Raw genomic sequence first — 20,786 nt, 5'->3', positions numbered from 1 at the left:
GGGACGATCAGGGGCGGATCTCGATCAGGGTGCCGTCCTTGACCAGCCCCCAGATCTCACGCATGTCGTGGTTGGTCAGGGCGATGCAGCCATTGGTCCAGTTCAGCGAGTTGAAGTACCACTCCGGATACTCGTCGTCGATGGGCGTGCCGTGCAGCATGATCATGCTGCCGGGACGCACGCCGGCCTGGCTCGCGCGGACCAGATCTTCCCGATTGGGGTAGGAGATGTGCATGGCCAGGTTGAACTTGTCGCTGGTCTTGCGCCAGTCGATCCAATAGAAGCCTTCCGGGGTGCGCTGGTCGCCTTCGCGCAGCTTGGGGCCGCGGGGATTCTTACCCAGCGAGACGCGATAGGACTTCATCACCGTGTTGCCGCTGAGCAACTCCAGGCGGTTCTGCGACTTGATCACCAGCACCTTGTCGATCAGCGGCGCGGCCGGCTGGCGGATCACCGTGACACTGGTACTGGCCTGAGCCAGCTGGGGAAGCAAGGAACCGCACAGCACATAGCAGAGCGCCAACAACAGGTGCAACGGACGCATGTCGGGTAGATCCTCGGTAAAGCTCAGAGCCTGTTCAAGGTCTCGCGAGCTAGAGACAAACAAGGCCTAGGCCGCCCCACGAAAATGGCTGAGGAAGCGGATCGGACTCGCGCTCGAGTTTACAGGTAGTAAATGAGCATTCCGACCGGGCTGGCGATCCAGGGCATTTTCAACGCGGTTTGGCCGACGCGCAGCAGACTTTGAGCAGGCTCTTAGGCAGGCTTGCGCTCGACCACCATGGGCGCCATGCCTTCATGGCGCAGCGGAAAGACGCCGAGACGGCGGTCGGCGAAAAAGCATTCTAGTGTCCGCTTGATGGTCGGAAAAGCCAGAGACGACCAGGGGATGTCGGCTTCGTCCAGAAGGCGCACGTCCAGGCTTTCCTCGCCCACGCCAAAACGCCCGTCGACCAGCTCGCCGCGGAATAGCATGTAGATCTGGTCAATGTGCGGCAGATCGAACAGGGTATAGAGCTCCAGGCCCTGCACCAAGGCGCCGGCTTCCTCGAAGGTTTCGCGGGCGGCGGCCTCGGTGGTGGTCTCGCCGTTCTCCATGAAGCCGGCCGGCAGCGTCCAGTAGCCGCGCCGTGGCTCGATGGCCCGTTGGCAGAGCAACACCTTGCCCTCCCAGGTCGCCAGGCACCCGGCCACCACGCGCGGATTCTGGTAATGCACCGCGCCGCACTGGCTGCAGACCAGGCGCATGCGGTTGTCGCCAGCGGGAACGCGTTCTTCCAGCAGCCCGCCACAGTGGTTGCAATGCTTCATGGACAATCCTCGTTTTGCTGCAGTGTGCCGGGGCGATCAGCGGGCCGGCAAGCGATGGCTGGGCTTGGGATTGCCCGGCGGGCGTGCCATGATCCAAGGGATACGATGAGCAAGGAGAGTTACGGCGTGGATGAGTTGCTCCAGCGCCTGCGTCACTACCAGCCGCGTACCCTCAGCGGCAACGAGACCTACCAGGAAGCGGCGGTGCTGGTGCCCATCATTCGCGGCGAGCATCCCGAGTTGCTGCTCACCCTGCGCGCCAGCAACCTGTCCACCCACGGCGGCGAGGTGGCACTGCCCGGCGGTCGTCGCGACCCTGAGGACGCCGACCTGGTCGCCACCGCCCTGCGCGAAGCCCAGGAGGAGGTCGGTCTGCCGCCGGGGCTGGTGGAGGTGATCGCCCCCTTGAGTCCGTTGGTGTCGCGCTATGGCCTGGCCGTCACGCCCATCGTCGCCCTGATTCCCGACCAGCTCGACTACACCCCCAGCGAAGCCGAGATCGCCGCGGTCTTCACCGTGCCGCTGCGGTTCTTCTGCGAGGTGCCGCCGGATTTCACCCTGAGGGTCGACCACGACGGCCTACGCTGGCAGGTGCCCAGCTACCAGTACGGCGAGTACCGCATCTGGGGCCTGACCGCGGTGATCATCGTCGAACTGGTCAACCTGCTGTACGACGCCGGCATCGTGCTCAAGGCGCCGCCGCGGCGGGATTGAGCGTAAAGGCACATGCCAAGTCGGACGTTAACGGGCACAATGCGCGGCCATTCGAGGGAAGCCGCATGACCACCGCCGATTCACCCGTGCGTTCGCCCTGCGTCCATGTCTGTGCCCTGGACGAGCAGGACATCTGCATCGGTTGCCAACGCAGCGCCGCCGAGATCACCCGCTGGATGTCCATGAGCGACCAAGAGCGCCGCGAGGTGCTGGTGCGCTGCGACGAGCGGGCGCGGGCGGCCGGTGCGGCCTTCCTCACCTGATATCAGCCGGAGAGTTCTGCCATGCCCCGTATCGGTACCCCCCTGTCCCCCAGCGCCACCCGCGTGCTGCTCTGCGGCTCCGGCGAGCTGGGCAAGGAAGTCGTCATCGAACTGCAGCGCCTGGGCGTCGAAGTCATCGCCGTGGATCGCTACGCCGATGCGCCGGCCATGCAGGTCGCCCATCGCAGCCACGTCATCGACATGCTCGACGGTGCCGCCCTGCGCGCGGTGATCGAGCGCGAGCAGCCGCATTTCATCGTGCCGGAGATCGAAGCCATCGCCACCGCTACCCTGGTGGAGCTGGAAGGCGAGGGCTACACCGTGGTGCCCACCGCCCGTGCGGCCCAGCTCACCATGAACCGCGAAGGCATCCGCCGCCTGGCTGCCGAGGAACTGGGCCTGCCCACCTCGCCCTATCATTTCGCCGACACCTACGAAGACTACGCCGCGGCCGCCGAGGCGCTGGGTTATCCCTGCGTGGTCAAGCCGATCATGAGCTCCTCGGGCAAGGGCCAGAGTCTGCTGCGTAGCGCCGACGAGCTGCAGGCCGCCTGGCAATACGCCCAGGAAGGTGGTCGCGCCGGCAAGGGTCGGGTCATCGTCGAGGGCTTCGTCGATTTCGATTACGAGATCACCCTGCTGACCGTCCGCCATGTCGGCGGTACCTCCTTCTGCGCGCCGGTCGGCCATCGCCAGGTCAAGGGCGACTACCACGAATCCTGGCAGCCCCAGGCCATGAGCGAGAAGGCCCTGGCCGAATCCGAGCGGGTCGCCCGCGCCGTGACCGAAGCCCTGGGTGGTCGTGGCCTGTTCGGCGTGGAGCTGTTCGTCAAGGGCGACCAGGTCTGGTTCAGCGAAGTCTCGCCGCGGCCCCACGATACCGGCCTGGTGACCCTGATCTCCCAGGACCTCTCCGAATTCGCCCTGCACGCCCGTGCCATCCTCGGCCTGCCGATCCCGGCCATCCGCCAATTCGGCCCTTCGGCCTCGGCGGTGATCCTGGTGGATGGCGCGTCGCGCCAGACCGCCTTCGCCAATCTGGGCGCGGCCCTGGCCGAGCCCGACACCGCGCTGCGCCTGTTCGGCAAGCCCGAGGTCAAGGGCCAGCGCCGCATGGGCGTGGCCCTGGCGCGCGACGAAAGCATCGAGGCCGCCCGCGCCAAGGCCGTGCGCGCTTCCCAGGCGGTGAAGGTCGAGCTGTAACGCGGTCTTTACCCCACGCAAAAGGGCCCCGCGGGGCCCTTTTTCATGCGCCGAAGACTCTACAGCGACTGATCCCGGGTCTCGCGCATGCACAGCACCGCCAGCAGACTGATCGCTGCCGCCGCCGAGACGTAGCCGCCCACCCAGCTCAGGCCACCGGCTTCCACCAGCTGCTGCGCGGCATAGGGGGCCAGCGAGGCGCCGAGGATGCCGCCGAGGTTGTAAGCTGCCGAGGCGCCGGTGTAGCGCACCCGGGTCGGAAAGATCTCTGGCAGCAGGGCGCCCATGGGGCCGAAGGTCATGCCCATGAGAAACAGCTCCAGGGCCAGGAACAGTCCTACGGCCTGGCTCGAGCCGTGGGTCAGCAGCGGCTCCATGGCGAAGCCCGACAGCAGGGCAGCGAGGGCGCTGGCCGCCAGCACCGGCTTGCGCCCGAAGCGATCCGCCAGCCAGGCCGACAGCGGCGTCGCCAGGGCCATGAACAGCACCGCGATGCACAGCAGGCCGAGGAATTCCTGCCGGCTGTAGCCGAGGTTCTTCACCCCGTAGCTCAGCGAGAACACCGTGGAGATATAGAAGAGGGCATAGCACACCACCATGCTCAGGGCCCCCAGTAGCACCGCCTTGCCATGTTTGCCGAAGGTCTCGGCCATGGGCAGGCGCAGCTTCTCGCGGCGGGCCATGGCCTCGGCGAACACTGGCGTCTCGTGTAGCGACAGCCGTACATAGAGGCCGACCACCACCAGCAGGGCGCTGAGCAGGAAGGGAATGCGCCAGCCCCAGGCACGGAATTGCTCGTCGTCCAGCAACAGTGCCAGGGCGAGGAACAGGCCGTTGGCCAGCAGGAAGCCGATGGACGGACCGAGCTGGGGGAACATGCCGAACCAGGCGCGCTTGCCGGGTGGGGCGTTCTCGGTGGCCAGCAGCGCCGCACCACCCCATTCGCCGCCCAGTCCCAGGCCCTGGCCGAATCTCAGCACGCACAGCAGGATGGGCGCCCAGACGCCGATGCTGGCATAGCCGGGCAAGAGGCCGATCAGAGTAGTGGAAATGCCCATCAGCAACAGCGAAGCCACCAGGGTGGACTTGCGGCCGATGCGATCGCCAAAGTGGCCGAACAACAGCGAGCCCAGCGGTCGCGCCAGGAAGGCGATGCCGAAGGTGATGAAGGCGCTCAGGGTCTGGGCCACGCCCGAGCCCTGGGGAAAGAACACCGGGCCGATCACCAGGGCGGCGGCCGTGGCGTAGACGTAGAAATCGTAGAACTCGATGGCGGTGCCGATGAAGCTGGCGGTGGCCACGCGGGTCGGGGAATTGCGCGGAACGGGCGTGGACGCGTCGAAAGCGGCGGCGGTAGTGGACATGCAGAGGTACCGGGCAGTCGTTCTTGTAGGAGGCGTCTGCCGGAGCGGCCCGATGGGGCAGCGGCTGTCCGAGGATGGGGACGGGCGGGACGACCTGATTATGACGTGCCTGGCGCGAAGCGGCTGTTGGCCGGAGCGCGCCGAACGTGGATCGGTCATCCGATTATGCGGGTAGCGGAAGGACGGCTGTCAACGATGCAGGATGAATTCCCGCACCAGCTTGCTGCCGAAGTAGGCCAGCATCAGCAGGATGAAACCGAGCAGCGTCCAGCGGATCGCCCTATGGCCGCGCCAGCCCAGGCGATGGCGGCCCCACAGCAGGATGCCGAACACCACCCAGGCGATGCAGGAGAGTACCGTCTTGTGGATCAGGTGCTGGGCGAACATGTCCTCGACGAAGAACCAGCCGGAGATCAGCGCCAGCGACAGCACCACCCAGCCGGCCCAGAGAAAGCCGAACAGCAGGCTTTCCATGGTCTGCAGCGGCGGAAAGCTGCGGATCAGCCCCGAGGGATGCTTGTTCTTGAGTTGATGGTTCTGCAACAGCACCAGGCAGGACTGCAGTGCCGCCAGGGTGAAGAGGCCGTAGGCGACGATCGACAGCAGCACGTGCACCACGATCCTGGGCGAGACGTCCAGCGGCGCCACCGTGCCGGGTGGCACGAATTCCGCCAGTAGCGCGGTCACCGCCCCGAGGGGATAGACCAGCACCAGCAGCGGCTGCAGCGGCATGCGTAGGCAGCCGATCAACATCAGCGCGATGGCGGTCGCCGCGATCAGGCTGGAGGCGTCGAAGAAGTCCAGGCTCAGGGTCGGCTCGAGGGTCATCTGCAGATAGACCGCCAGCGCATGGGGCAACAGGGCCAGTACGCCGGCACCCAGGACCAGGGGCTTGCTCGAAGGCCTTTTGCGCAGCAGGCAACTGCCCTGGTAGAGGGTCGCGGCGAGGTACAGGACGGCGGCCAGGAGGGTGGGCAGCAGGGCGTGCATGAGTCCGGTTTCAGCAGAGCGGAAAGCAGGCGAGTGTGGCACAGACCGGCCGGCACAGAAAGCCTGGCGGATACCCTGGCCTGGCGGTCTTCGCTATACTCGGCGGTCAGCCGCCGTTTCCGCCCTGGATGTCCGCATGTTCGAGAATCTCACAGACCGCCTGTCACAAAGCCTGCGCCACATTACCGGCAAGGCCAAGCTCACCGAAGACAACATCAAGGACACCCTGCGCGAGGTGCGCATGGCGCTGCTCGAGGCGGACGTGGCCTTGCCGGTGGTCAAGGAGTTCGTCAACCGGGTCAAGGAGCGCGCAGTCGGCACCGAGGTGTCCAAGAGCCTGACCCCAGGCCAGGCCTTCGTGAAGATCGTCCGCGCCGAACTCGAAGCCATCATGGGCGCGGCCAACGAAGACCTGGCGCTCAACGTGGCGCCGCCCGCGGTCATCCTCATGGCCGGCCTGCAGGGTGCGGGCAAGACCACCACCGCCGGCAAGCTGGCGCGCTTCCTCAAGGAGCGCAAGAAGAAGACCGTCATGGTCGTCTCCGCCGACGTCTATCGCCCGGCCGCCATCAAGCAGCTGGAAACCCTGGCGGGGGAGGTGGGCGTCACCTTCTTCCCCTCCGACCTCAGCCAAAAGCCGGTGGACATCGCCCAGGCCGCCATCCGCGAGGCCAAGCTCAAGTTCATCGACGTGGTCATCGTCGACACCGCCGGTCGCCTGCACGTCGACAGCGAAATGATGGACGAGATCCAGCAGGTCCATGCCGCCACCAAGCCGGCCGAGACCCTGTTCGTGGTCGACGCCATGACCGGTCAGGATGCCGCCAACACCGCCAAGGCGTTCAACGACGCCCTGCCGCTCACCGGCGTGATCCTGACCAAGGTCGATGGTGACGCCCGCGGTGGTGCCGCCCTGTCGGTGCGCCATATCACCGGCAAGCCGATCAAGTTCATCGGCATGGGCGAGAAGAGCGAGGCCCTCGATCCCTTCCACCCGGACCGTGTCGCCTCGCGGATCCTCGGCATGGGCGACGTCCTCTCGCTGATCGAGCAGGCCGAACAGACCCTGGATCGCGAGAAGGCCGACAAGCTGGCCAAGAAGCTCAAGAAGGGCAAGGGCTTCGATCTCGAAGACTTCCGCGACCAACTGCGCCAGATGAAGAACATGGGCGGTCTGGGCTCGCTGATGGACAAGCTGCCAACCATGATGGGCGGCATGAACATCCAGCAGATGGGCAACGCCCAGGGCGCGGCCGAGAAGCACTTCAAGCAGATGGAAGCCATCATCGACTCCATGACCCCGGCCGAGCGCCGCGATCCGGAGCTGATCAGCGGCTCGCGTAAGAAGCGTATCGCCCTCGGCTCCGGCACCCAGGTGCAGGATGTCGGCCGCCTCATCAAGCAGCACAAGCAGATGCAGAAGATGATGAAGAAGGTCACCGCCAAGGGCGGCATGGCCAAGATGATGCGGGGCATGGGCAGCATGTTCCCCGGCGGCGGCATGCCCAAGATGTGATTTCCAGGTGCCGCCCGTCGCCAGATGGTCGGCACCGGCAAGGGCTCTGCGTGGGGCGTTGGCACCAGTGCTGATGCACCTTCGCGAGCGACGAGGCTCCGCTGCTGGCGTCTCCAGGCTGCCGCAATGCCTAAGGCACCGTTGAAAGCCATTGGCAAACCGGGTAACAGCCCTTAGAATATGCGGCCTTTCGGGCCATGTGGCCCAGCGTGCCCACAGTTACAAGCACCGACTACAGGAACGAAGTTCAATGGTAACCATCCGTCTAGCCCGTGGCGGCTCCAAGAAGCGCCCCTTCTACCACCTGACCGTGACCAACAGCCGCAACGCGCGCGATGGTCGCTTCGTCGAGCGCATCGGTTTCTTCAACCCGATCGCCAGCGGCGCCGAAGTCCGTCTGTCGGTAGACCAAGAGCGTGCCAACTACTGGCTGGCTCAGGGCGCTCAGCCGTCCGAGCGCGTCGCTCAGCTGCTCAAGAGCGCTCAGGCTACCGCCTGAAGACCATGAGTACGCCGACCTCCGCCCCCGACCTGGTGGTCCTGGGCAAGATTGTTTCGGTCTTTGGCGTACGGGGTGAGCTCAAGATCTACTCGTTCACCGATCCGCTCGACAATCTGCTGGACTATCGGACCTGGACGCTGCGGCGCGATGGCGAGACCCGGCAGGTCAAGGTGCTCGGCGGACGATTGCACGGCAAGGTCCTGACGGTACGTCTACAGGGCCTGGATGATCGCGAAGAGGCCCGTCTGTTGGCTGGTTTCGAGATCTGCGTGCCGCGCAGTGAATTGCCCCAACTGGGCGCCGGTGACTATTACTGGCATCAGTTGGAAGGTCTCAAGGTGATCAATCGCGAAGGCCAGTGGCTGGGCGTGGTGGATCATCTGCTGGAGACCGGGGCCAACGACGTCATGGTGGTCAAGCCCTGTGCTGGCAGCCTCGACGATCGTGAGCGTCTGCTGCCTTATCTGCCCGACCAGTACGTGCTGGTGGTGGATCTGGCCAAGGGTGAGATGCAGGTCGACTGGGACGCGGATTTCTAATCCATGCGTATCGATGTCATCAGCATCTTTCCCGAGATGTTCGAGGCCGTGAGCGCCTATGGCGTGAGCGGTCGCGCGATGAAGCAGGGGCTCCTGGAGCTGACCTGCTACAACCCGCGCAGCTATACCGAGGATCGCCACCAGACCGTGGACGACCGGCCCTTCGGCGGCGGTCCCGGCATGGTCATGAAGATCCAACCGCTGGAGCGCGCCCTGGCCGATGCCAAGGGTGAATCGGCGGCGGCGAAGGTGATCTACCTGTCCCCCCAGGGTCGCAAGCTCGACCAGGCGGCGGTACGGGAACTGGCGCAAGAGGAACATCTGATCCTCATCGCCGGGCGTTACGAAGGCATCGACGAGCGTTTCATCGAGACGCACGTGGATGAGGAGTGGTCGATTGGCGACTATGTGCTGTCCGGCGGTGAATTGCCGGCCATGGTGCTGATCGATGGGGTCACGCGACTGCTGCCCGGAGCCTTGGGGCATGTGGATTCCGCCGAGCAGGACTCGTTCACCGACGGTCTGCTCGATTGCCCGCACTACACCCGACCCGAGGTGTACGAGGGACGTCGCGTACCCGATGTGTTGCTCAGTGGTAACCACGAGCATATCCGGCGCTGGCGCCTGCAGCAGTCCCTGGGACGTACTGCGGAGCGACGCGCCGATCTTCTGGATGGCCGCTCGCTTTCTGGAGAAGAGCAGAACCTGTTGGCGGAATATCTTCGTCAGCGGAACGATAGTTAGGTATCGATGGCGGGCCGCGGCCTGTCTTAGGAGCAGAGTGACATGACCAACAAAATCATTGCCCAGATCGAAGCTGAGCAGATGAACAAAGAAATCCCGGCGTTCGCCCCCGGCGACACCGTGATTGTCCAGGTGAAGGTGAAGGAAGGCGACCGTCAGCGTCTGCAGGCCTTCGAAGGCGTGGTGATCGGCAAGCGTAACCGCGGCCTGAACAGCGCCTTCACCGTGCGCAAGATCTCCAACGGCGTTGGCGTCGAGCGTACCTTCCAGACCTACAGCCCGCTGGTCGACAGCCTGAGCGTCAAGCGTCGCGGCGACGTGCGCAAGGCCAAGCTGTACTACCTGCGCGAACTGTCCGGCAAGGCTGCCCGCATCAAGGAAAAGCTTTCCTGATCGCGGCGTGACCAGAAAAAAGCAGCTACGGCTGCTTTTTTCGTTTCTGAGGTTTGAGACAAAGGTAAGGCATGACGACCCGCGAAGCGGAAATCCAGCGGCGCACCGCACTGGCGGAAACCCGGGTGGCCAAGGCGGTATTCCCGCCCACCACCAATCACCACGACACCCTGTTCGGCGGCACCGCCCTGGCCTGGATGGACGAGGTGTCCTTCATCACGGCGACGCGCTTCTGCCGCAAGAAGCTGGTGACTGTCTCCACCGATCGCATCGATTTCAACCATCCCATTCCCGCCGGTTCCATCGTCGAGCTGATCGGGCGGGTGGTGAAGGTCGGCAACACCAGCCTCAAGGTGCAGGTCGAGGTGTTCGTCGAGGGCATGCTGGCGGAAGGTCGCGAGCGCGCCATCAATGGGGCCTTCAGCTTCGTTGCCGTCGATGAGGCGGGCAAGCCGACGCCGGTCCTGCCGGGATTCGCCGCGTGAGCAGCGAACGGCTGATCGAGGAATTCCTCGACGCCCTGTGGCTGGAAAAGGGCCTGTCGCCCCATACCCGTAGCGCCTACCGCACCGACCTGCTGGCCTTCGCCCGCTGGCTGGAGGCGAGGGGCCTGACCCTGGAGACGGTCGGCCGCGACGCCGTGCTCGATCACCTCGGCTGGCGGTTGAGCGAGGGCTACCAGGCGCGTTCCACCGCGCGCTTTCTCTCCGGTCTGCGCAGCTTCTATAAATATGCCGTGCGCGAGAGCCGCATCGCTGAGGATCCCACGCTGCTGGTGAGCATGCCGCAGCTGGGCGCCCCTTTGCCCAAGAGCCTATCCGAAGCGGACGTTGAAGCCCTGCTGGCCGCGCCCGATACCGAGGACACCCTCGGGCTGCGTGATCGCACCATGCTCGAAGTGCTCTATGCCACCGGCCTGCGGGTGACCGAGCTGGTCAGCCTGACCCTGGACGAGGTCAATCTGCGCGAGGGTTCGCTGCGGGTATTCGGCAAGGGCAGCAAGGAGCGGCTGATTCCCCTGGGGGAGGAGGCCATCGCCTGGCTGGAGGATTACCTCAAGACCGCGCGACCGCTGCTGCTGGGTGGTCAGCCCGGCGACGTCCTCTTTCCCAGCCAGCGGGGCACGGTCATGACGCGGCAGACCTTTTGGCATCGCATCAAGCTGCACGCCCAGGTGGCCGGCATCCGCACCTCGCTGTCGCCACACACCCTGAGGCACGCCTTCGCCACCCATCTGCTCAACCATGGCGCCGATCTGCGCACGGTGCAGATGCTGCTCGGCCATACCAGTCTGTCCACCACCCAGATCTATACCCATGTCGCCCGGGTGCGCCTGCAACAACTGCACGCCCAGCACCATCCACGCGGCTAGGGCGGAATCGCCTTAGAGCCTGTTCAAAGTCTGCTGCGCGTCGGCCAAACGGCGTTGAAAATGGCTTCGGAATGCTCATTTACTACCTGTAAACTCCGCTTCCTCAGCCATTTTCGCCTTGTTTGGCTCTAGCTCGCGAGCCTTTGAACAGGCTCTTAGCCGGTACGTCTGTGGTAGGCTTGCCGGCGTCTCAACAGGAGTCAACCATGCGTATTTCCCAACTGTTGCTCGCCGCTTGCCTGGGGCTCGGCGTGCAACTGGCTCAGGCCGAACCTGAGCAGGCCATCCGCCAGAGCCTGACCGCGCTACAACCCAATCTCGCCATCGAGTCCATCGCCAAGAGTCCGCTGGACGGTCTCTACCAGGTCCAGCTCAAGGGCGGCCGGGTGCTCTACGCCAGTGGCGATGGCCAGTTCGTCATGCAGGGCTATCTGTATCAGGTCAAGGACGGCAAGGCCGCCAACCTGACCGAGAAGGCCGAGAACGCCGCCGTGGCACGGCAGATCAACGGCCTCGACCGTAGCCAGATGATCATCTATCCGGCCCAGGGCGAGACCAAGGCGCACATCACCGTCTTCACCGACACCACCTGCCCCTATTGCCAGAAGCTGCATGCCGAGGTGCCCGAGCTGAACAAGCGCGGCATCGAGGTGCGCTACCTGGCCTTCCCGCGCCAGGGCATGGGCTCGCCGGGCTCCAAGCAGCTGGAAGCGGTGTGGTGTGCCAAGGACAAGCCCGCGGCGCTGAACCAGATGTTCACCGGGCGTGAGGTCAAGTCCGAGACCTGCCAGAATCCGGTCGCCCAGCAATTCGCGCTGGGACAGAACATGGGGATCCAGGGCACGCCGGCGATCATCCTCGCCGATGGCCAGATGATCCCGGGCTATCAGCCGGCCGATCAGTTGGCGGAAGCCGCCATCAGCGCGCGCTAGGCGCCGTAACAAAGACTTTAGGGGCCGCGGAGCGGCGCCACATGACATGGGGATAAGGGTGTGAAGCCGGTCAAAGTAGGCATCTGTGGTCTGGGTACCGTGGGCAGCGGGACCTTCAACGTACTCAAGCGTAACGCCGAGGAAATCGCCCGGCGCGCCGGGCGGGGTATCGAGGTGGCGCAGATCGCCCAGCGTCGACCGAATCCCCATTGCGATACCGGCAGCACGCCGATCACCGCCGAGGTCCTGGCGGTGGCGGACAATCCCGAGATCGATGTGGTCGTCGAGTTGATCGGCGGCTACACCCTGGCCCGCGAGCTGGTGCTGCGTGCCATCGCCAATGGCAAGCACGTGGTCACCGCCAACAAGGCGCTGATCGCCGTGCACGGCAACGAGATCTTCGCCAAGGCGCGCGAGCAGGGCGTGATCGTCGCCTTCGAGGCCTCGGTGGCCGGCGGCATCCCGGTGATCAAGGCCCTGCGCGAAGGCCTGGCGGCCAACCGCATCAACTGGGTGGCCGGCATCATCAACGGCACCGGCAACTTCATCCTGTCCGAGATGCGCGAGAAGGGTCGTACCTTCCCCGACGTCCTGGCCGAAGCCCAGGCGCTGGGCTATGCCGAAGCCGATCCGACCTTCGACGTCGAAGGCATCGATGCCGCCCACAAGCTGACCATCCTGGCGTCCATCGCCTTCGGCATCCCGCTGCAATTCGACAAGGCCTACACCGAGGGCATCACCCGCCTGACCACCGCCGACGTCGGCTACGCCGAGGCGCTGGGCTATCGCATCAAGCACCTGGGCGTGGCGCGCAGCACCGCCCAGGGTATCGAGCTGCGGGTGCACCCGACGCTGATCCCGGCCGATCGCCTGATCGCCAACGTCAACGGCGTGATGAATGCGGTGATGGTCAACGGCGACGCCGTCGGCTCGACGCTGTTCTACGGCGCCGGTGCCGGTCGCGAGCCTACCGCTTCGGCCGTGGTGGCCGACCTGGTGGACGTGGTCCGCGCCATGACCTCCGACCCGGAGAATCGCGTGCCGCACCTGGCCTTCCAGCCCGATGCGCTGTCCGACCATCCGGTGCTGCCGATCGAGTCCTGCGAGAGCGCCTACTATCTGCGCATCCAGGCCAAGGACCACCCGGGCGTGCTGGCCCAGGTGGCGAGCATCCTCTCGGCGCGTGGCATCAACATCGAGTCCATCATGCAGAAGGAAGCCGAGGAACATGACGGCCTGGTGCCCATGATCCTCATCACCCACCGCGTGACCGAGCGCCACATGGTCGAGGCCATCGCCGCCCTGGAAGCCCTGGACGACGTGGTCGGCGACGTGGTCCGCATCCGGGTCGAGCACCTGAACTGAGCAGCCTGGCGGCGCGCGGCGCCGCCGTCTTTACCGAGGTCGAGTCATGCGTTACATCAGTACCCGCGGCCAGGCGCCCGCGCTGAATTTCGAAGAAGTCCTGCTGGCGGGTCTCGCCAGCGATGGCGGTCTCTACGTGCCGGAGAACCTGCCGCGCTTTTCCCTGGAGGAGATCGCCTCCTGGGCCGGTCTGCCCTACCACGAGCTGGCCTTCCGGGTGATGAAACCCTTCGTCGCCGGTTCCATCGCCGATGCCGAATTCAAGGCCATCCTGGAAGAGACCTACGCCGGTTTCGCCCACAGTTCCATCGCGCCGCTGCGTCAGCTGGACGCCAACGAGTGGGTACTGGAGCTGTTCCACGGCCCGACCCTGGCCTTCAAGGACTTCGCCCTGCAACTGCTGGGGCGCCTGCTCGACCACGTGCTGGCCAAGCGCGGCGAGCGCGTGGTGATCATGGGTGCCACCTCCGGGGATACCGGTTCGGCGGCCATCGAGGGCTGCAAGCGCTGTGACAACGTGGATATCTTCATCCTGCATCCGCACCAGCGGGTGTCGGAAGTACAGCGCCGGCAGATGACCACGCTGCTGGGCGACAACATCCACAACATCGCCATCGAAGGCAACTTCGACGACTGCCAGGAGATGGTCAAGGCCAGCTTCGCCGACCAGGGCTTCCTCAAGGGTACCCCGCTGGTGGCGGTCAACTCGATCAACTGGGCGCGGATCATGGCCCAGATCGTCTATTACTTCCACGCGGCCCTGCAGCTGGGCGCCCCAGCGCGCTCCATCGCCTTCTCGGTGCCCACCGGCAACTTCGGCGACATCTTCGCGGGCTACCTGGCGCGCAACATGGGCCTGCCGGTGAGCCAACTGGTGGTGGCCACCAACCGCAACGACATCCTGCACCGCTTCATGTCCGGCAACCGCTACGACAAGCAGGAGCTGGAAGCCTCGCTGTCGCCGTCCATGGACATCATGGTGTCGTCCAACTTCGAGCGCCTGCTGTTCGACCTGCACGGTCGCGACGGCCAGGCCCTGGCCGAGCTGATGGCCGGCTTCCGCGCCAGTGGCAAGCTGTCGGTGGCGGATGATCGCTGGACCGAGGCGCGTAAGCTGTTCGATTCCTTGGCGGTGAGCGACGAAGACACCTGCGCCACCATCGCCGAGGTCTATGCCGCCACCGGCGAGGTGCTGGATCCGCATACCGCCATCGGCGTGCGCGCGGCCCGTGAATGCCGTCGCAGCCTGGCCACGCCCATGGTGGTGCTGGGTACCGCTCACCCGGTGAAATTCCCCGAAGCGGTGGAAAAGGCCGGCATCGGCGCCACCCTCAGCCTGCCGACCCACCTGGCCGACCTGCTGCAACGCGAAGAGCGCTGCACCGTGCTGCCCAACGACCTGGCCGCCGTCCAGGCCTTCGTCAGCCGCCACGGCAAGCGTGGGCAGCCGCTGTAGGTTTTAGGCGCTTATCGCGGCGTAGGGTGGGTAACGGCGCAGCCTTACCCACCGATGTCCTAAGCCCAGCTTGGAAAACGCTGCGCGGTTTTCCACCCTACGTCTCGGGTAGGTTGGGTTGAGACGGTCCCATCGTCGAAGCCCAACAAGGCGGATTCGAACCTTCTAGCGTTGGGCTTCGCTGCGCTCAGCCTGACCTACGGATCCACGGTCCCCAAGCCCTCCTGCCTTTTCCGGTACAATGTCCGGCTTTCCCTGCCGGTGACCCGCCCATGGCTCTGCAAGCCACGCCCTACAAAGTCGAACTCAACCTCACCGATCTGGATCGTGGGGTCTACGAGAATCTGCGCCTGACCGTGGCGCGGCATCCCTCCGAGACCGAGGAGCGGCTGGCGGTGCGGTTGCTGGCCTATGTGCTCTGGTACAACGAGCAACTGGCCTTCGGTCGTGGCCTGTCCGACGTCGACGAGCCGGCGCTGTGGGAGAAGAGTCTCGATGGCCGGGTGCTGCACTGGATCGAGGTCGGTCAGCCCGATGCCGAGCGCCTGACCTGGTGCAGCCGCCGGACTGAACGCACCAGCCTGCTGGCCTATGGCAACCTGCGCGTCTGGCAGACCAAGGTGGTGGATGCGGTCAGGACGCTGAAGAATCTGCACATCGCCGCGGTGCCCGCCGAGCCGCTGGCCGAATTGGCCCGCGACCTGCCGCGCAGCATCTCCTGGCAGGTGATGATCAGCGAAGGCACCCTGTTCGTCACCGACGACCGCGGTCAGCACGAACTGCAGCTGGAATGGCTGCTGGGCGAGCGTTGATGCGCCTGGAGCCCCGCCCGCTACCGGCGGTATTGCCCGATCTGGGCGATCTGCCGCCGCTGCTCACCCGGCTCTATGCCGCCCGCGGCGTGACCCAACCAGAAGAACTGGACAAGGGCCTGGCGCGGCTGGTGCCCTATCACCAGCTCAAGGGCATCGAAGCGGCGGTGGAGCTGCTGGCCTTTGCCCTGGAAGAGCGCCGGCGCATCCTCATCGTCGGCGACTTCGATGCCGATGGCGCCACCGCCAGTGCCGTGGGCGTGCTGGCGCTGCGTCGCCTGGGTGCGGCCTGGGTCGACTATTTGGTGCCCAATCGCTTCGAATACGGCTACGGCCTGACGCCCGAGATCGTCGCCGTGGCCCTGCAGCGCGAACCCGAGGTGCTGCTCACCGTCGACAACGGCATCTCCAGCCTGGACGGCGTCGCTGCGGCCAAGGCCGCCGGGCTGCAGGTGGTCATCACCGACCATCACCTGCCGGGCGCCGAATTGCCCGCCGCCGATGCCATCGTAAATCCCAATCAGCCGGCCTGCGCCTTCCCCAGCAAGTGCATCGCCGGGGTGGGGGTGATCTTCTATGTGATGCTGGCCCTGCGCAGTCGCCTGCGCGAGAGCGGCTGGTTCGCCCGCCAGGGCCTGACCGAGCCCAACTTGGCCGAATTGCTGGATCTGGTCGCCCTCGGCAGCGTGGCCGACGTGGTCCCGCTGGATGCCAACAACCGTATCCTGGTGCACCAGGGGTTGATGCGCATCCGCGCCGGCCGCGCACGGCCGGGGCTCAAGGCGCTGCTGGAAGTCGCCGGGCGCCAGCCGGGCAAGGTGGCTTCCAGCGACCTGGGCTTCATCCTCGGCCCGCGGCTCAATGCGGCCGGTCGCCTGGACGACATGTCCATCGGCATCGAGCTGCTGCTCTGCGAGGACCCCGAGCTGGCGCGCGAATACGCCCAGCAGCTCGACGACTTCAACAAGGATCGCAAGAGCATCGAGCAGGGCATGCAGCGTGAGGCGCTCAAGCAGCTCAAGGAGTTGCCGGAAGACGACCTGCCCTTCGGTCTCTGCCTGTTCGACCCGGAGTGGCACCAGGGCGTGATCGGCATCCTCGCCTCGCGGCTCAAGGAGAAGTATCACCGCCCGGCGCTGGCCTTCGCCGATGACGGCAGCGGCACCGGCATGCTCAAGGGCTCGGCGCGTTCGGTGGCCGGACTGCATATCCGCGATGCCCTGGACGCCGTGGCGACTCGTCATCCGGGGCTGATCACCAAGTTCGGTGGTCATGCCATGGCCGCTGGTCTCAGCCTGCCCCAGGCGCACTACGAGACCTTCGCCGCGGCCTTCGATGCCGAGGTGCGCCGCCACTTGCAGGCCGACGATCTCAGCGGGCGGTTGCAGACCGATGGCTGCCTCGCCCCAACCGAATTCCAGCTCGACCTGGCCCAGGCCCTGCGCCAGGCCGGTCCCTGGGGCCAGCAGTTTCCCGAGCCGCTGTTCCACGGCACCTTCGAGATCCTCTCCCAGCGCCTGCTCAAGGAGCGGCACCTCAAGCTGACCCTGCGCAGCGAGCAGGGCGGTCCGGAGCTGGACGGCATCGCCTTCAACATCGACCGCGACACCTGGCCCGATCCGAACATCCGCTGGGCCGAGTTGGCCTATCGGCTGGATGTGAACGAATTCCGCGGCAACGAGAGCGTGCAATTGCTGGTGGTGCACCTGGCACCGCGCTAGACATCGGCGAGCGGTAACCGGGCGGGTGGCGCTCGGCGACTTTTCAGACGAGCCCTGTCGGAACAGCGACCTATTCTGTTCGGGAACACTCCAATGCGGTGAATCCCGATCAGACGAGGTCCGCCATGAGTCTCCTGTTCCAGCCTCTGACCCTGCGTCAGTTGACCCTGCCCAACCGGGTGGTGGTCTCCCCGATGTGCCAGTACTCCAGCGAAGACGGCTTCGCCAACGACTGGCACCTGGTGCACCTCGGTAGTCGCGCCGTGGGCGGCGCCGGCCTGGTGATCTTCGAGGCCACCGCGGTCACGCCCGACGGTCGTATCACGCCCCAGGATCTCGGCCTGTGGAAAGATGAGCAGATCGAGCCGCTACGGCGCATCACCCAGTTCATCGAAGGCCAGGGCAGCGTCGCCGGCATCCAGCTGGCCCATGCCGGGCGCAAGGCCAGTACCTGGCAGCCCTGGGTCGGCAAGCACGGCAGCGTGCCCATCGCTGAAGGCGGCTGGGTACCGGTGGCGCCTTCGGCCGTGGCCTTCGATCCCCAGCACACCCGCCCCACGGCGCTGGATCGCGAGGATATCGCCAGCATTCGCCGGGCCTTCGTGGACACCGCCGAGCGTGCCCTGGCGGCCGGTTTCAAGGTGGCCGAGATCCATGCCGCCCACGGCTATCTGCTGCACCAATTCCTCTCGCCGCTCTCCAACCGCCGCGACGATGACTACGGCGGCAATTTCGAGAATCGCATCCGCCTGCTGCTGGAAGTGACCGCCGATGTGCGTGCGGTCTGGCCGGCGGAGCTGCCGTTGTTCGTGCGGGTGTCGGCCACCGATTGGGTGGAGGATGGCTGGGACGTCGATGAGACGGTGGAGTTGGCACGCCGGCTCAAGACCCTGGGCGTCGACCTAATCGACGTCTCCTCCGGCGGCACCGCGGCCCAGGCCGACATTCCCACCGGGCCCGGCTACCAGACCCAGTTCGCCGAGCGGGTCCGCAAGGAAGCGGAGATTCCCAGTGGAGCGGTGGGCATGATCACCGACGCGGCCCAGGCCGAGCATGTGCTGCGTACCGGCCAGGCCGATCTGGTGCTGCTGGCGCGGGAACTGCTGCGCGATCCCTACTGGCCGTTGAACGCCGCCGAGGCGCTACGCGAGAAGGTCTCCTGGCCGCCGCAGTACGTGCGGGCGGCGCATCGGGATACACCGCTGCGCAAGCCGTTCGGCGCAAAATAGGGGCATCTATGAGCCACCCAGGCGGGTGGCTCTGGCTGAGATCCGTTACGGCTTGGCCGGTCGCAGCAGTGCTTCCAGAGCATCACTGTCGTAGTAGTCGCCCAGGTACCAGATGCGACCATCGCGGATTCTCATGATGCTGGCACCGCGGATCTTGACCGGTTGCTTGCCGGCGGCGGTGGTCGTATTGCCGGTGAGTTCCCACTCGAAGGCAATGCTGCGCGGCCCGATGACCGGTTTGTGCACCATCTTCACCTGCAGGTCGGGCACGGCCTTGAGGGTGACCCGCACGATCCTGTCCCGAGCCTGGGTACGGCTGGTTTCGGTCGTCGCCGTGCCACTATCGAAGTACTGCACCTTGGGATCGAGCAAGGCACTGGCGGCTTCGGCATCGTGGTCATTCCAAGCATCGAGATAGCGGTTGGCGATCACGCGAGCGTCCTCGGCCGCGGCCTGGACCTGGCCAGCGATGAGGGCAAGCGAAAGCGCGAACAGCACAGCCAGACGCGAACGCATGGGGTGTCTCCACAACTGCAAGGGGATGGCGCAAGAGTAGCGCCGAGCGTGGCCCGAGGGCAGAAATATTTTGTATCGACCAGCCTTTTCCCGGCGGTCTAGATCGCAACATCCGGTAAGCAGGTACCGGGAGCCAGACTTCGCCGCCAGCGGTCTCAATGTGCTGAATCCTGTCTCTTTGTGGAGGTTGCCCATGAACACCCGCGGTCTGCTCGATCAACTGCTCAAGGCCGGCCAGCAAGCCTTGGCCAACAAGACCGGCCATTCTTCCGCGCGGACCCACACTGGCGCGGCGCCGGGCGGCAAGGACGGTCTCGGTGGCCTACTGTCGGGCCTGGGCAACAGTGGCCTGGCCGCGGGTGCCCTGACCGCGCTGCTGGGCAGCAAGCGCGGTCGCAGCCTGGGTGGCAAGGCGGTCGGCTATGGTGGGTTGGCGGCGCTCGGCATGGTCGCCTACAAGGCTTACCAGTCCTGGCAGACCAGCCAGGCGCAAGGCGCGCCGGCGACCGAGCCGCGTACCGTTGACCGGGTGCCCGAACATGAAGCCGAGGCCCATGGCCGAGCCGTACTCATCGCCCTGATCGCCGCGGCCAAGGCCGATGGGCACGTGGATGCCCAGGAGCGCCAAGCCATCGAGGCCGAGATGGCCAAGCTGGACAACGACCCCGAGCTGCGCAGCTGGCTGCAGCGCGAGCTGGAGCAGCCACTGGACCCGGCCAAGGTCGCCGCCGCTGCCGAAACCCCGGAAATCGCCGCCGAGATGTACCTGGCCAGTCTGATGCTGATCGACGACCAGCAGTACATGGAGAAGGCCTACCTGGACGAGCTGGCGCGTCAGTTGCGCCTGGAACCTGGTCTGCGTGCCGAGCTAGAGCGTCAGGCCGCGGCGGTCTGACGACTAGTCGGCCAGCGGCTCTTCACTCAAGGCCTCTTCACCCAGGAGCAGGGTCCGCTCCGCCGCGCAAAGCTGCAGCAGGAAATCCCAGACCACGCGCAGGCGCGCGGAGCGGTGTAGTTCGCGGTGGGTCGAGATCCAGTATTCCCGGGTAAAGGATCTTGCCGGCAGCACGCATTCCAGCGGGCTGCCGGTACCCACCAAGTAGCAGGGCAGCACCGCTAGGCCTAGTCCAGCGCAGGCCGCCTCCCGTTGGGCGATGACGCTGGTGCTGCGAAAGACCAGCCGGGGCTCCGGGCAGAGGCCCTGGATGAATTGCAGCTCGCGGCAGAACAGTAGGTCGTCGACATAGCCGATGAAGGTCTGCTCACCCAGGTCGGCCCCGGCATTCAATGGCGGGGCCCGATCCAGATAGGCGCGACTGGCGTAGAACCTCAGCCGATAGGGCGTCAGCCGGCGGCCGATCAGGCCCTCGGCGGTAGGGCGCTCCAGGGTGATGGCGATGTCCGCCTCGCGGTTGGTGACGCTGACGAAGCGCGGCACCGAGACCAGTTCCACCTCCAGCCCCGGATAGTCCCGCAGCAGTCCACCCAGGCGTCGAGCCAGAAAGCCGGTGCCCAGCCCCTCGGTCACGCCCACTCGTACTTGGCCTAGTGGGTTGAGTCTCTGGGTCACGGCTTCCTGGGCCAGCAGGGCGGCTTCTTCCATCGCCTGGGCATGGGTCAGCAATGCCTGGCCGGCGGGGGTGAGCTGATAACCGCTCGCCTGTTGTACCAGCAACTGGCTGCCCAGGGCGCGTTCCAGGGCCTCCAGATGGCGAGAGACGGTCGCATGGCTGACGCCCAGGTTGCGGGCGGCGGTCAACAATCGACCATGACGCTGCACTTCCAGGAAAACGCGCAGATCGTTCCAATCGAACATGCTGTCCCTCTTGTAGTCGTCTAGCGCG

At 65.7% G+C, this 20,786-nt stretch carries 23 protein-coding genes; 17 read left to right on the top strand and 6 right to left on the bottom strand.

The window, feature by feature from the left end:
* Positions 1-7: 7 nt before the first annotated feature.
* Positions 8-544, bottom strand: a complete 537-nt coding sequence (locus FAZ11_RS10860; protein ID WP_058772150.1) for a L,D-transpeptidase family protein — start codon at positions 542-544, stop codon at positions 8-10.
* Between the two features lie 212 nt (positions 545-756).
* Positions 757-1,311 (bottom strand): NUDIX hydrolase, encoded by a 555-nt coding sequence (locus FAZ11_RS10855; RefSeq protein ID WP_058763837.1) that lies wholly within the window; start codon positions 1,309-1,311, stop codon positions 757-759.
* Positions 1,312-1,416: 105 nt separating this feature from the next.
* Here FAZ11_RS10855 and FAZ11_RS10850 point away from each other — a divergent pair, with 105 nt between their 5' ends.
* The 3 genes from FAZ11_RS10850 to purT all read left to right on the top strand — a co-directional run bounded on the left by FAZ11_RS10850 (position 1,417) and on the right by purT (position 3,491).
* Entirely contained in the window at positions 1,417-2,025 is a 609-nt protein-coding gene (locus tag FAZ11_RS10850) for a CoA pyrophosphatase (RefSeq protein ID WP_058763836.1), read from the top strand.
* Positions 2,026-2,090: 65 nt separating this feature from the next.
* A complete protein-coding gene (locus tag FAZ11_RS10845) occupies positions 2,091-2,288 on the top strand; it encodes a DUF1289 domain-containing protein (protein ID WP_058763835.1) in 198 nt (65 codons plus the stop codon).
* Between the two features lie 21 nt (positions 2,289-2,309).
* Positions 2,310-3,491 carry a formate-dependent phosphoribosylglycinamide formyltransferase gene (gene purT / locus FAZ11_RS10840; RefSeq protein WP_058767427.1) on the top strand — a complete coding sequence of 394 codons (1,182 nt, stop codon included), beginning with the start codon at positions 2,310-2,312 and terminating at the stop codon, positions 3,489-3,491.
* A 59-nt stretch (positions 3,492-3,550) separates the two neighbouring features.
* On the opposite strand, the gene FAZ11_RS10835 is transcribed toward purT, so the two are convergent.
* Both FAZ11_RS10835 and FAZ11_RS10830 read right to left on the bottom strand, forming a co-directional pair.
* On the bottom strand, positions 3,551-4,855 hold the full coding sequence (locus tag FAZ11_RS10835; RefSeq protein WP_058772151.1) for an MFS transporter: 1,305 nt from the start codon (positions 4,853-4,855) through the stop codon (positions 3,551-3,553).
* 189 nt (positions 4,856-5,044) lie between these two features.
* On the bottom strand, positions 5,045-5,845 hold the full coding sequence (locus FAZ11_RS10830; protein WP_058763829.1) for a cytochrome C assembly family protein: 801 nt from the start codon (positions 5,843-5,845) through the stop codon (positions 5,045-5,047).
* A 136-nt stretch (positions 5,846-5,981) separates the two neighbouring features.
* Here FAZ11_RS10830 and ffh point away from each other — a divergent pair, with 136 nt between their 5' ends.
* The 13 genes from ffh to FAZ11_RS10765 all read left to right on the top strand — a co-directional run bounded on the left by ffh (position 5,982) and on the right by FAZ11_RS10765 (position 18,426).
* A complete protein-coding gene (gene ffh / locus FAZ11_RS10825; RefSeq protein ID WP_058763827.1) occupies positions 5,982-7,361 on the top strand; it encodes a signal recognition particle protein in 1,380 nt (459 codons plus the stop codon).
* Between the two features lie 250 nt (positions 7,362-7,611).
* Entirely contained in the window at positions 7,612-7,860 is a 249-nt protein-coding gene (gene rpsP / locus FAZ11_RS10820; RefSeq protein ID WP_058763826.1) for a 30S ribosomal protein S16, read from the top strand.
* Positions 7,861-7,865: 5 nt separating this feature from the next.
* Positions 7,866-8,402: a ribosome maturation factor RimM gene (gene rimM / locus FAZ11_RS10815; RefSeq protein ID WP_058768636.1), complete on the top strand. Its 537-nt coding sequence runs from the start codon at positions 7,866-7,868 to the stop codon at positions 8,400-8,402.
* Between the two features lie 3 nt (positions 8,403-8,405).
* Entirely contained in the window at positions 8,406-9,146 is a 741-nt protein-coding gene (gene trmD, locus FAZ11_RS10810; RefSeq protein WP_058763822.1) for a tRNA (guanosine(37)-N1)-methyltransferase TrmD, read from the top strand.
* A gap of 42 nt (positions 9,147-9,188) precedes the next feature.
* Entirely contained in the window at positions 9,189-9,539 is a 351-nt protein-coding gene (gene rplS, locus FAZ11_RS10805; RefSeq protein ID WP_007160957.1) for a 50S ribosomal protein L19, read from the top strand.
* Positions 9,540-9,610: 71 nt separating this feature from the next.
* On the top strand, positions 9,611-10,024 hold the full coding sequence (locus tag FAZ11_RS10800) for an acyl-CoA thioesterase (RefSeq protein ID WP_058768638.1): 414 nt from the start codon (positions 9,611-9,613) through the stop codon (positions 10,022-10,024).
* The gene (gene xerD, locus FAZ11_RS10795) at positions 10,021-10,911 is read left to right on the top strand and encodes a site-specific tyrosine recombinase XerD (protein ID WP_058763818.1); all 891 of its coding nucleotides are present in this window, start codon (positions 10,021-10,023) and stop codon (positions 10,909-10,911) included. Before FAZ11_RS10800 ends, xerD begins: the two co-directional genes overlap by 4 nt.
* 206 nt (positions 10,912-11,117) lie before the next feature.
* Positions 11,118-11,843 carry a DsbC family protein gene (locus FAZ11_RS10790; RefSeq protein WP_058763816.1) on the top strand — a complete coding sequence of 242 codons (726 nt, stop codon included), beginning with the start codon at positions 11,118-11,120 and terminating at the stop codon, positions 11,841-11,843.
* Between the two features lie 60 nt (positions 11,844-11,903).
* Positions 11,904-13,208 (top strand): homoserine dehydrogenase, encoded by a 1,305-nt coding sequence (locus tag FAZ11_RS10785; protein WP_058768640.1) that lies wholly within the window; start codon positions 11,904-11,906, stop codon positions 13,206-13,208.
* Positions 13,209-13,254: 46 nt separating this feature from the next.
* Positions 13,255-14,664, top strand: a complete 1,410-nt coding sequence (thrC, locus tag FAZ11_RS10780) for a threonine synthase (RefSeq protein WP_058773938.1) — start codon at positions 13,255-13,257, stop codon at positions 14,662-14,664.
* Positions 14,665-14,936: 272 nt separating this feature from the next.
* The gene (locus FAZ11_RS10775) at positions 14,937-15,476 is read left to right on the top strand and encodes a YaeQ family protein (RefSeq protein WP_058773937.1); all 540 of its coding nucleotides are present in this window, start codon (positions 14,937-14,939) and stop codon (positions 15,474-15,476) included.
* Positions 15,476-17,197 carry a single-stranded-DNA-specific exonuclease RecJ gene (recJ, locus tag FAZ11_RS10770; protein WP_058773936.1) on the top strand — a complete coding sequence of 574 codons (1,722 nt, stop codon included), beginning with the start codon at positions 15,476-15,478 and terminating at the stop codon, positions 17,195-17,197. Before FAZ11_RS10775 ends, recJ begins: the two co-directional genes overlap by 1 nt.
* A gap of 125 nt (positions 17,198-17,322) precedes the next feature.
* A complete protein-coding gene (locus tag FAZ11_RS10765; protein WP_058773935.1) occupies positions 17,323-18,426 on the top strand; it encodes an NADH:flavin oxidoreductase/NADH oxidase in 1,104 nt (367 codons plus the stop codon).
* Positions 18,427-18,471: 45 nt separating this feature from the next.
* On the opposite strand, the gene FAZ11_RS10760 is transcribed toward FAZ11_RS10765, so the two are convergent.
* The gene (locus FAZ11_RS10760; protein ID WP_058763802.1) at positions 18,472-18,942 is read right to left on the bottom strand and encodes a nuclear transport factor 2 family protein; all 471 of its coding nucleotides are present in this window, start codon (positions 18,940-18,942) and stop codon (positions 18,472-18,474) included.
* 193 nt (positions 18,943-19,135) lie between these two features.
* Here FAZ11_RS10760 and FAZ11_RS10755 point away from each other — a divergent pair, with 193 nt between their 5' ends.
* Positions 19,136-19,837 (top strand): tellurite resistance TerB family protein, encoded by a 702-nt coding sequence (locus FAZ11_RS10755; protein ID WP_058773934.1) that lies wholly within the window; start codon positions 19,136-19,138, stop codon positions 19,835-19,837.
* A 3-nt stretch (positions 19,838-19,840) separates the two neighbouring features.
* On the opposite strand, the gene FAZ11_RS10750 is transcribed toward FAZ11_RS10755, so the two are convergent.
* Positions 19,841-20,758 carry a LysR family transcriptional regulator gene (locus FAZ11_RS10750; RefSeq protein ID WP_058773933.1) on the bottom strand — a complete coding sequence of 306 codons (918 nt, stop codon included), beginning with the start codon at positions 20,756-20,758 and terminating at the stop codon, positions 19,841-19,843.
* Positions 20,759-20,786 lie beyond the last annotated feature (28 nt).

This window comes from Pseudomonas rhizoryzae (genome assembly GCF_005250615.1).
Classification (GTDB): Bacteria; Pseudomonadota; Gammaproteobacteria; order Pseudomonadales; family Pseudomonadaceae; genus Chryseomonas; species Chryseomonas rhizoryzae.
This window is presented reverse-complemented; position numbering and strand designations above follow the sequence as displayed.

Excerpts from the sequence above, each read along its gene's own strand:
- thrC (WP_058773938.1), top strand. The coding sequence starts at position 13,255 with ATGCGTTACATCAGTACCCGCGGCCAGGCGCCCGCGCTGAATTTCGAA.
- FAZ11_RS10835 (WP_058772151.1), bottom strand. The coding sequence starts at position 4,855 with ATGTCCACTACCGCCGCCGCTTTCGACGCGTCCACGCCCGTTCCGCGC.
- ffh (WP_058763827.1), top strand. The coding sequence starts at position 5,982 with ATGTTCGAGAATCTCACAGACCGCCTGTCACAAAGCCTGCGCCACATT.
- FAZ11_RS10860 (WP_058772150.1), bottom strand. The coding sequence starts at position 544 with ATGCGTCCGTTGCACCTGTTGTTGGCGCTCTGCTATGTGCTGTGCGGT.
- rplS (WP_007160957.1), top strand. The coding sequence starts at position 9,189 with ATGACCAACAAAATCATTGCCCAGATCGAAGCTGAGCAGATGAACAAA.
- FAZ11_RS10845 (WP_058763835.1), top strand. The coding sequence starts at position 2,091 with ATGACCACCGCCGATTCACCCGTGCGTTCGCCCTGCGTCCATGTCTGT.
- trmD (WP_058763822.1), top strand. The coding sequence starts at position 8,406 with ATGCGTATCGATGTCATCAGCATCTTTCCCGAGATGTTCGAGGCCGTG.
- FAZ11_RS10830 (WP_058763829.1), bottom strand. The coding sequence starts at position 5,845 with ATGCACGCCCTGCTGCCCACCCTCCTGGCCGCCGTCCTGTACCTCGCC.
- recJ (WP_058773936.1), top strand. The coding sequence starts at position 15,476 with ATGCGCCTGGAGCCCCGCCCGCTACCGGCGGTATTGCCCGATCTGGGC.
- FAZ11_RS10755 (WP_058773934.1), top strand. The coding sequence starts at position 19,136 with ATGAACACCCGCGGTCTGCTCGATCAACTGCTCAAGGCCGGCCAGCAA.
- rimM (WP_058768636.1), top strand. The coding sequence starts at position 7,866 with ATGAGTACGCCGACCTCCGCCCCCGACCTGGTGGTCCTGGGCAAGATT.
- FAZ11_RS10765 (WP_058773935.1), top strand. The coding sequence starts at position 17,323 with ATGAGTCTCCTGTTCCAGCCTCTGACCCTGCGTCAGTTGACCCTGCCC.
- FAZ11_RS10750 (WP_058773933.1), bottom strand. The coding sequence starts at position 20,758 with ATGTTCGATTGGAACGATCTGCGCGTTTTCCTGGAAGTGCAGCGTCAT.
- FAZ11_RS10775 (WP_058773937.1), top strand. The coding sequence starts at position 14,937 with ATGGCTCTGCAAGCCACGCCCTACAAAGTCGAACTCAACCTCACCGAT.
- FAZ11_RS10760 (WP_058763802.1), bottom strand. The coding sequence starts at position 18,942 with ATGCGTTCGCGTCTGGCTGTGCTGTTCGCGCTTTCGCTTGCCCTCATC.
- purT (WP_058767427.1), top strand. The coding sequence starts at position 2,310 with ATGCCCCGTATCGGTACCCCCCTGTCCCCCAGCGCCACCCGCGTGCTG.
- FAZ11_RS10790 (WP_058763816.1), top strand. The coding sequence starts at position 11,118 with ATGCGTATTTCCCAACTGTTGCTCGCCGCTTGCCTGGGGCTCGGCGTG.
- FAZ11_RS10855 (WP_058763837.1), bottom strand. The coding sequence starts at position 1,311 with ATGAAGCATTGCAACCACTGTGGCGGGCTGCTGGAAGAACGCGTTCCC.
- FAZ11_RS10850 (WP_058763836.1), top strand. The coding sequence starts at position 1,417 with ATGAGCAAGGAGAGTTACGGCGTGGATGAGTTGCTCCAGCGCCTGCGT.
- FAZ11_RS10800 (WP_058768638.1), top strand. The coding sequence starts at position 9,611 with ATGACGACCCGCGAAGCGGAAATCCAGCGGCGCACCGCACTGGCGGAA.
- rpsP (WP_058763826.1), top strand. The coding sequence starts at position 7,612 with ATGGTAACCATCCGTCTAGCCCGTGGCGGCTCCAAGAAGCGCCCCTTC.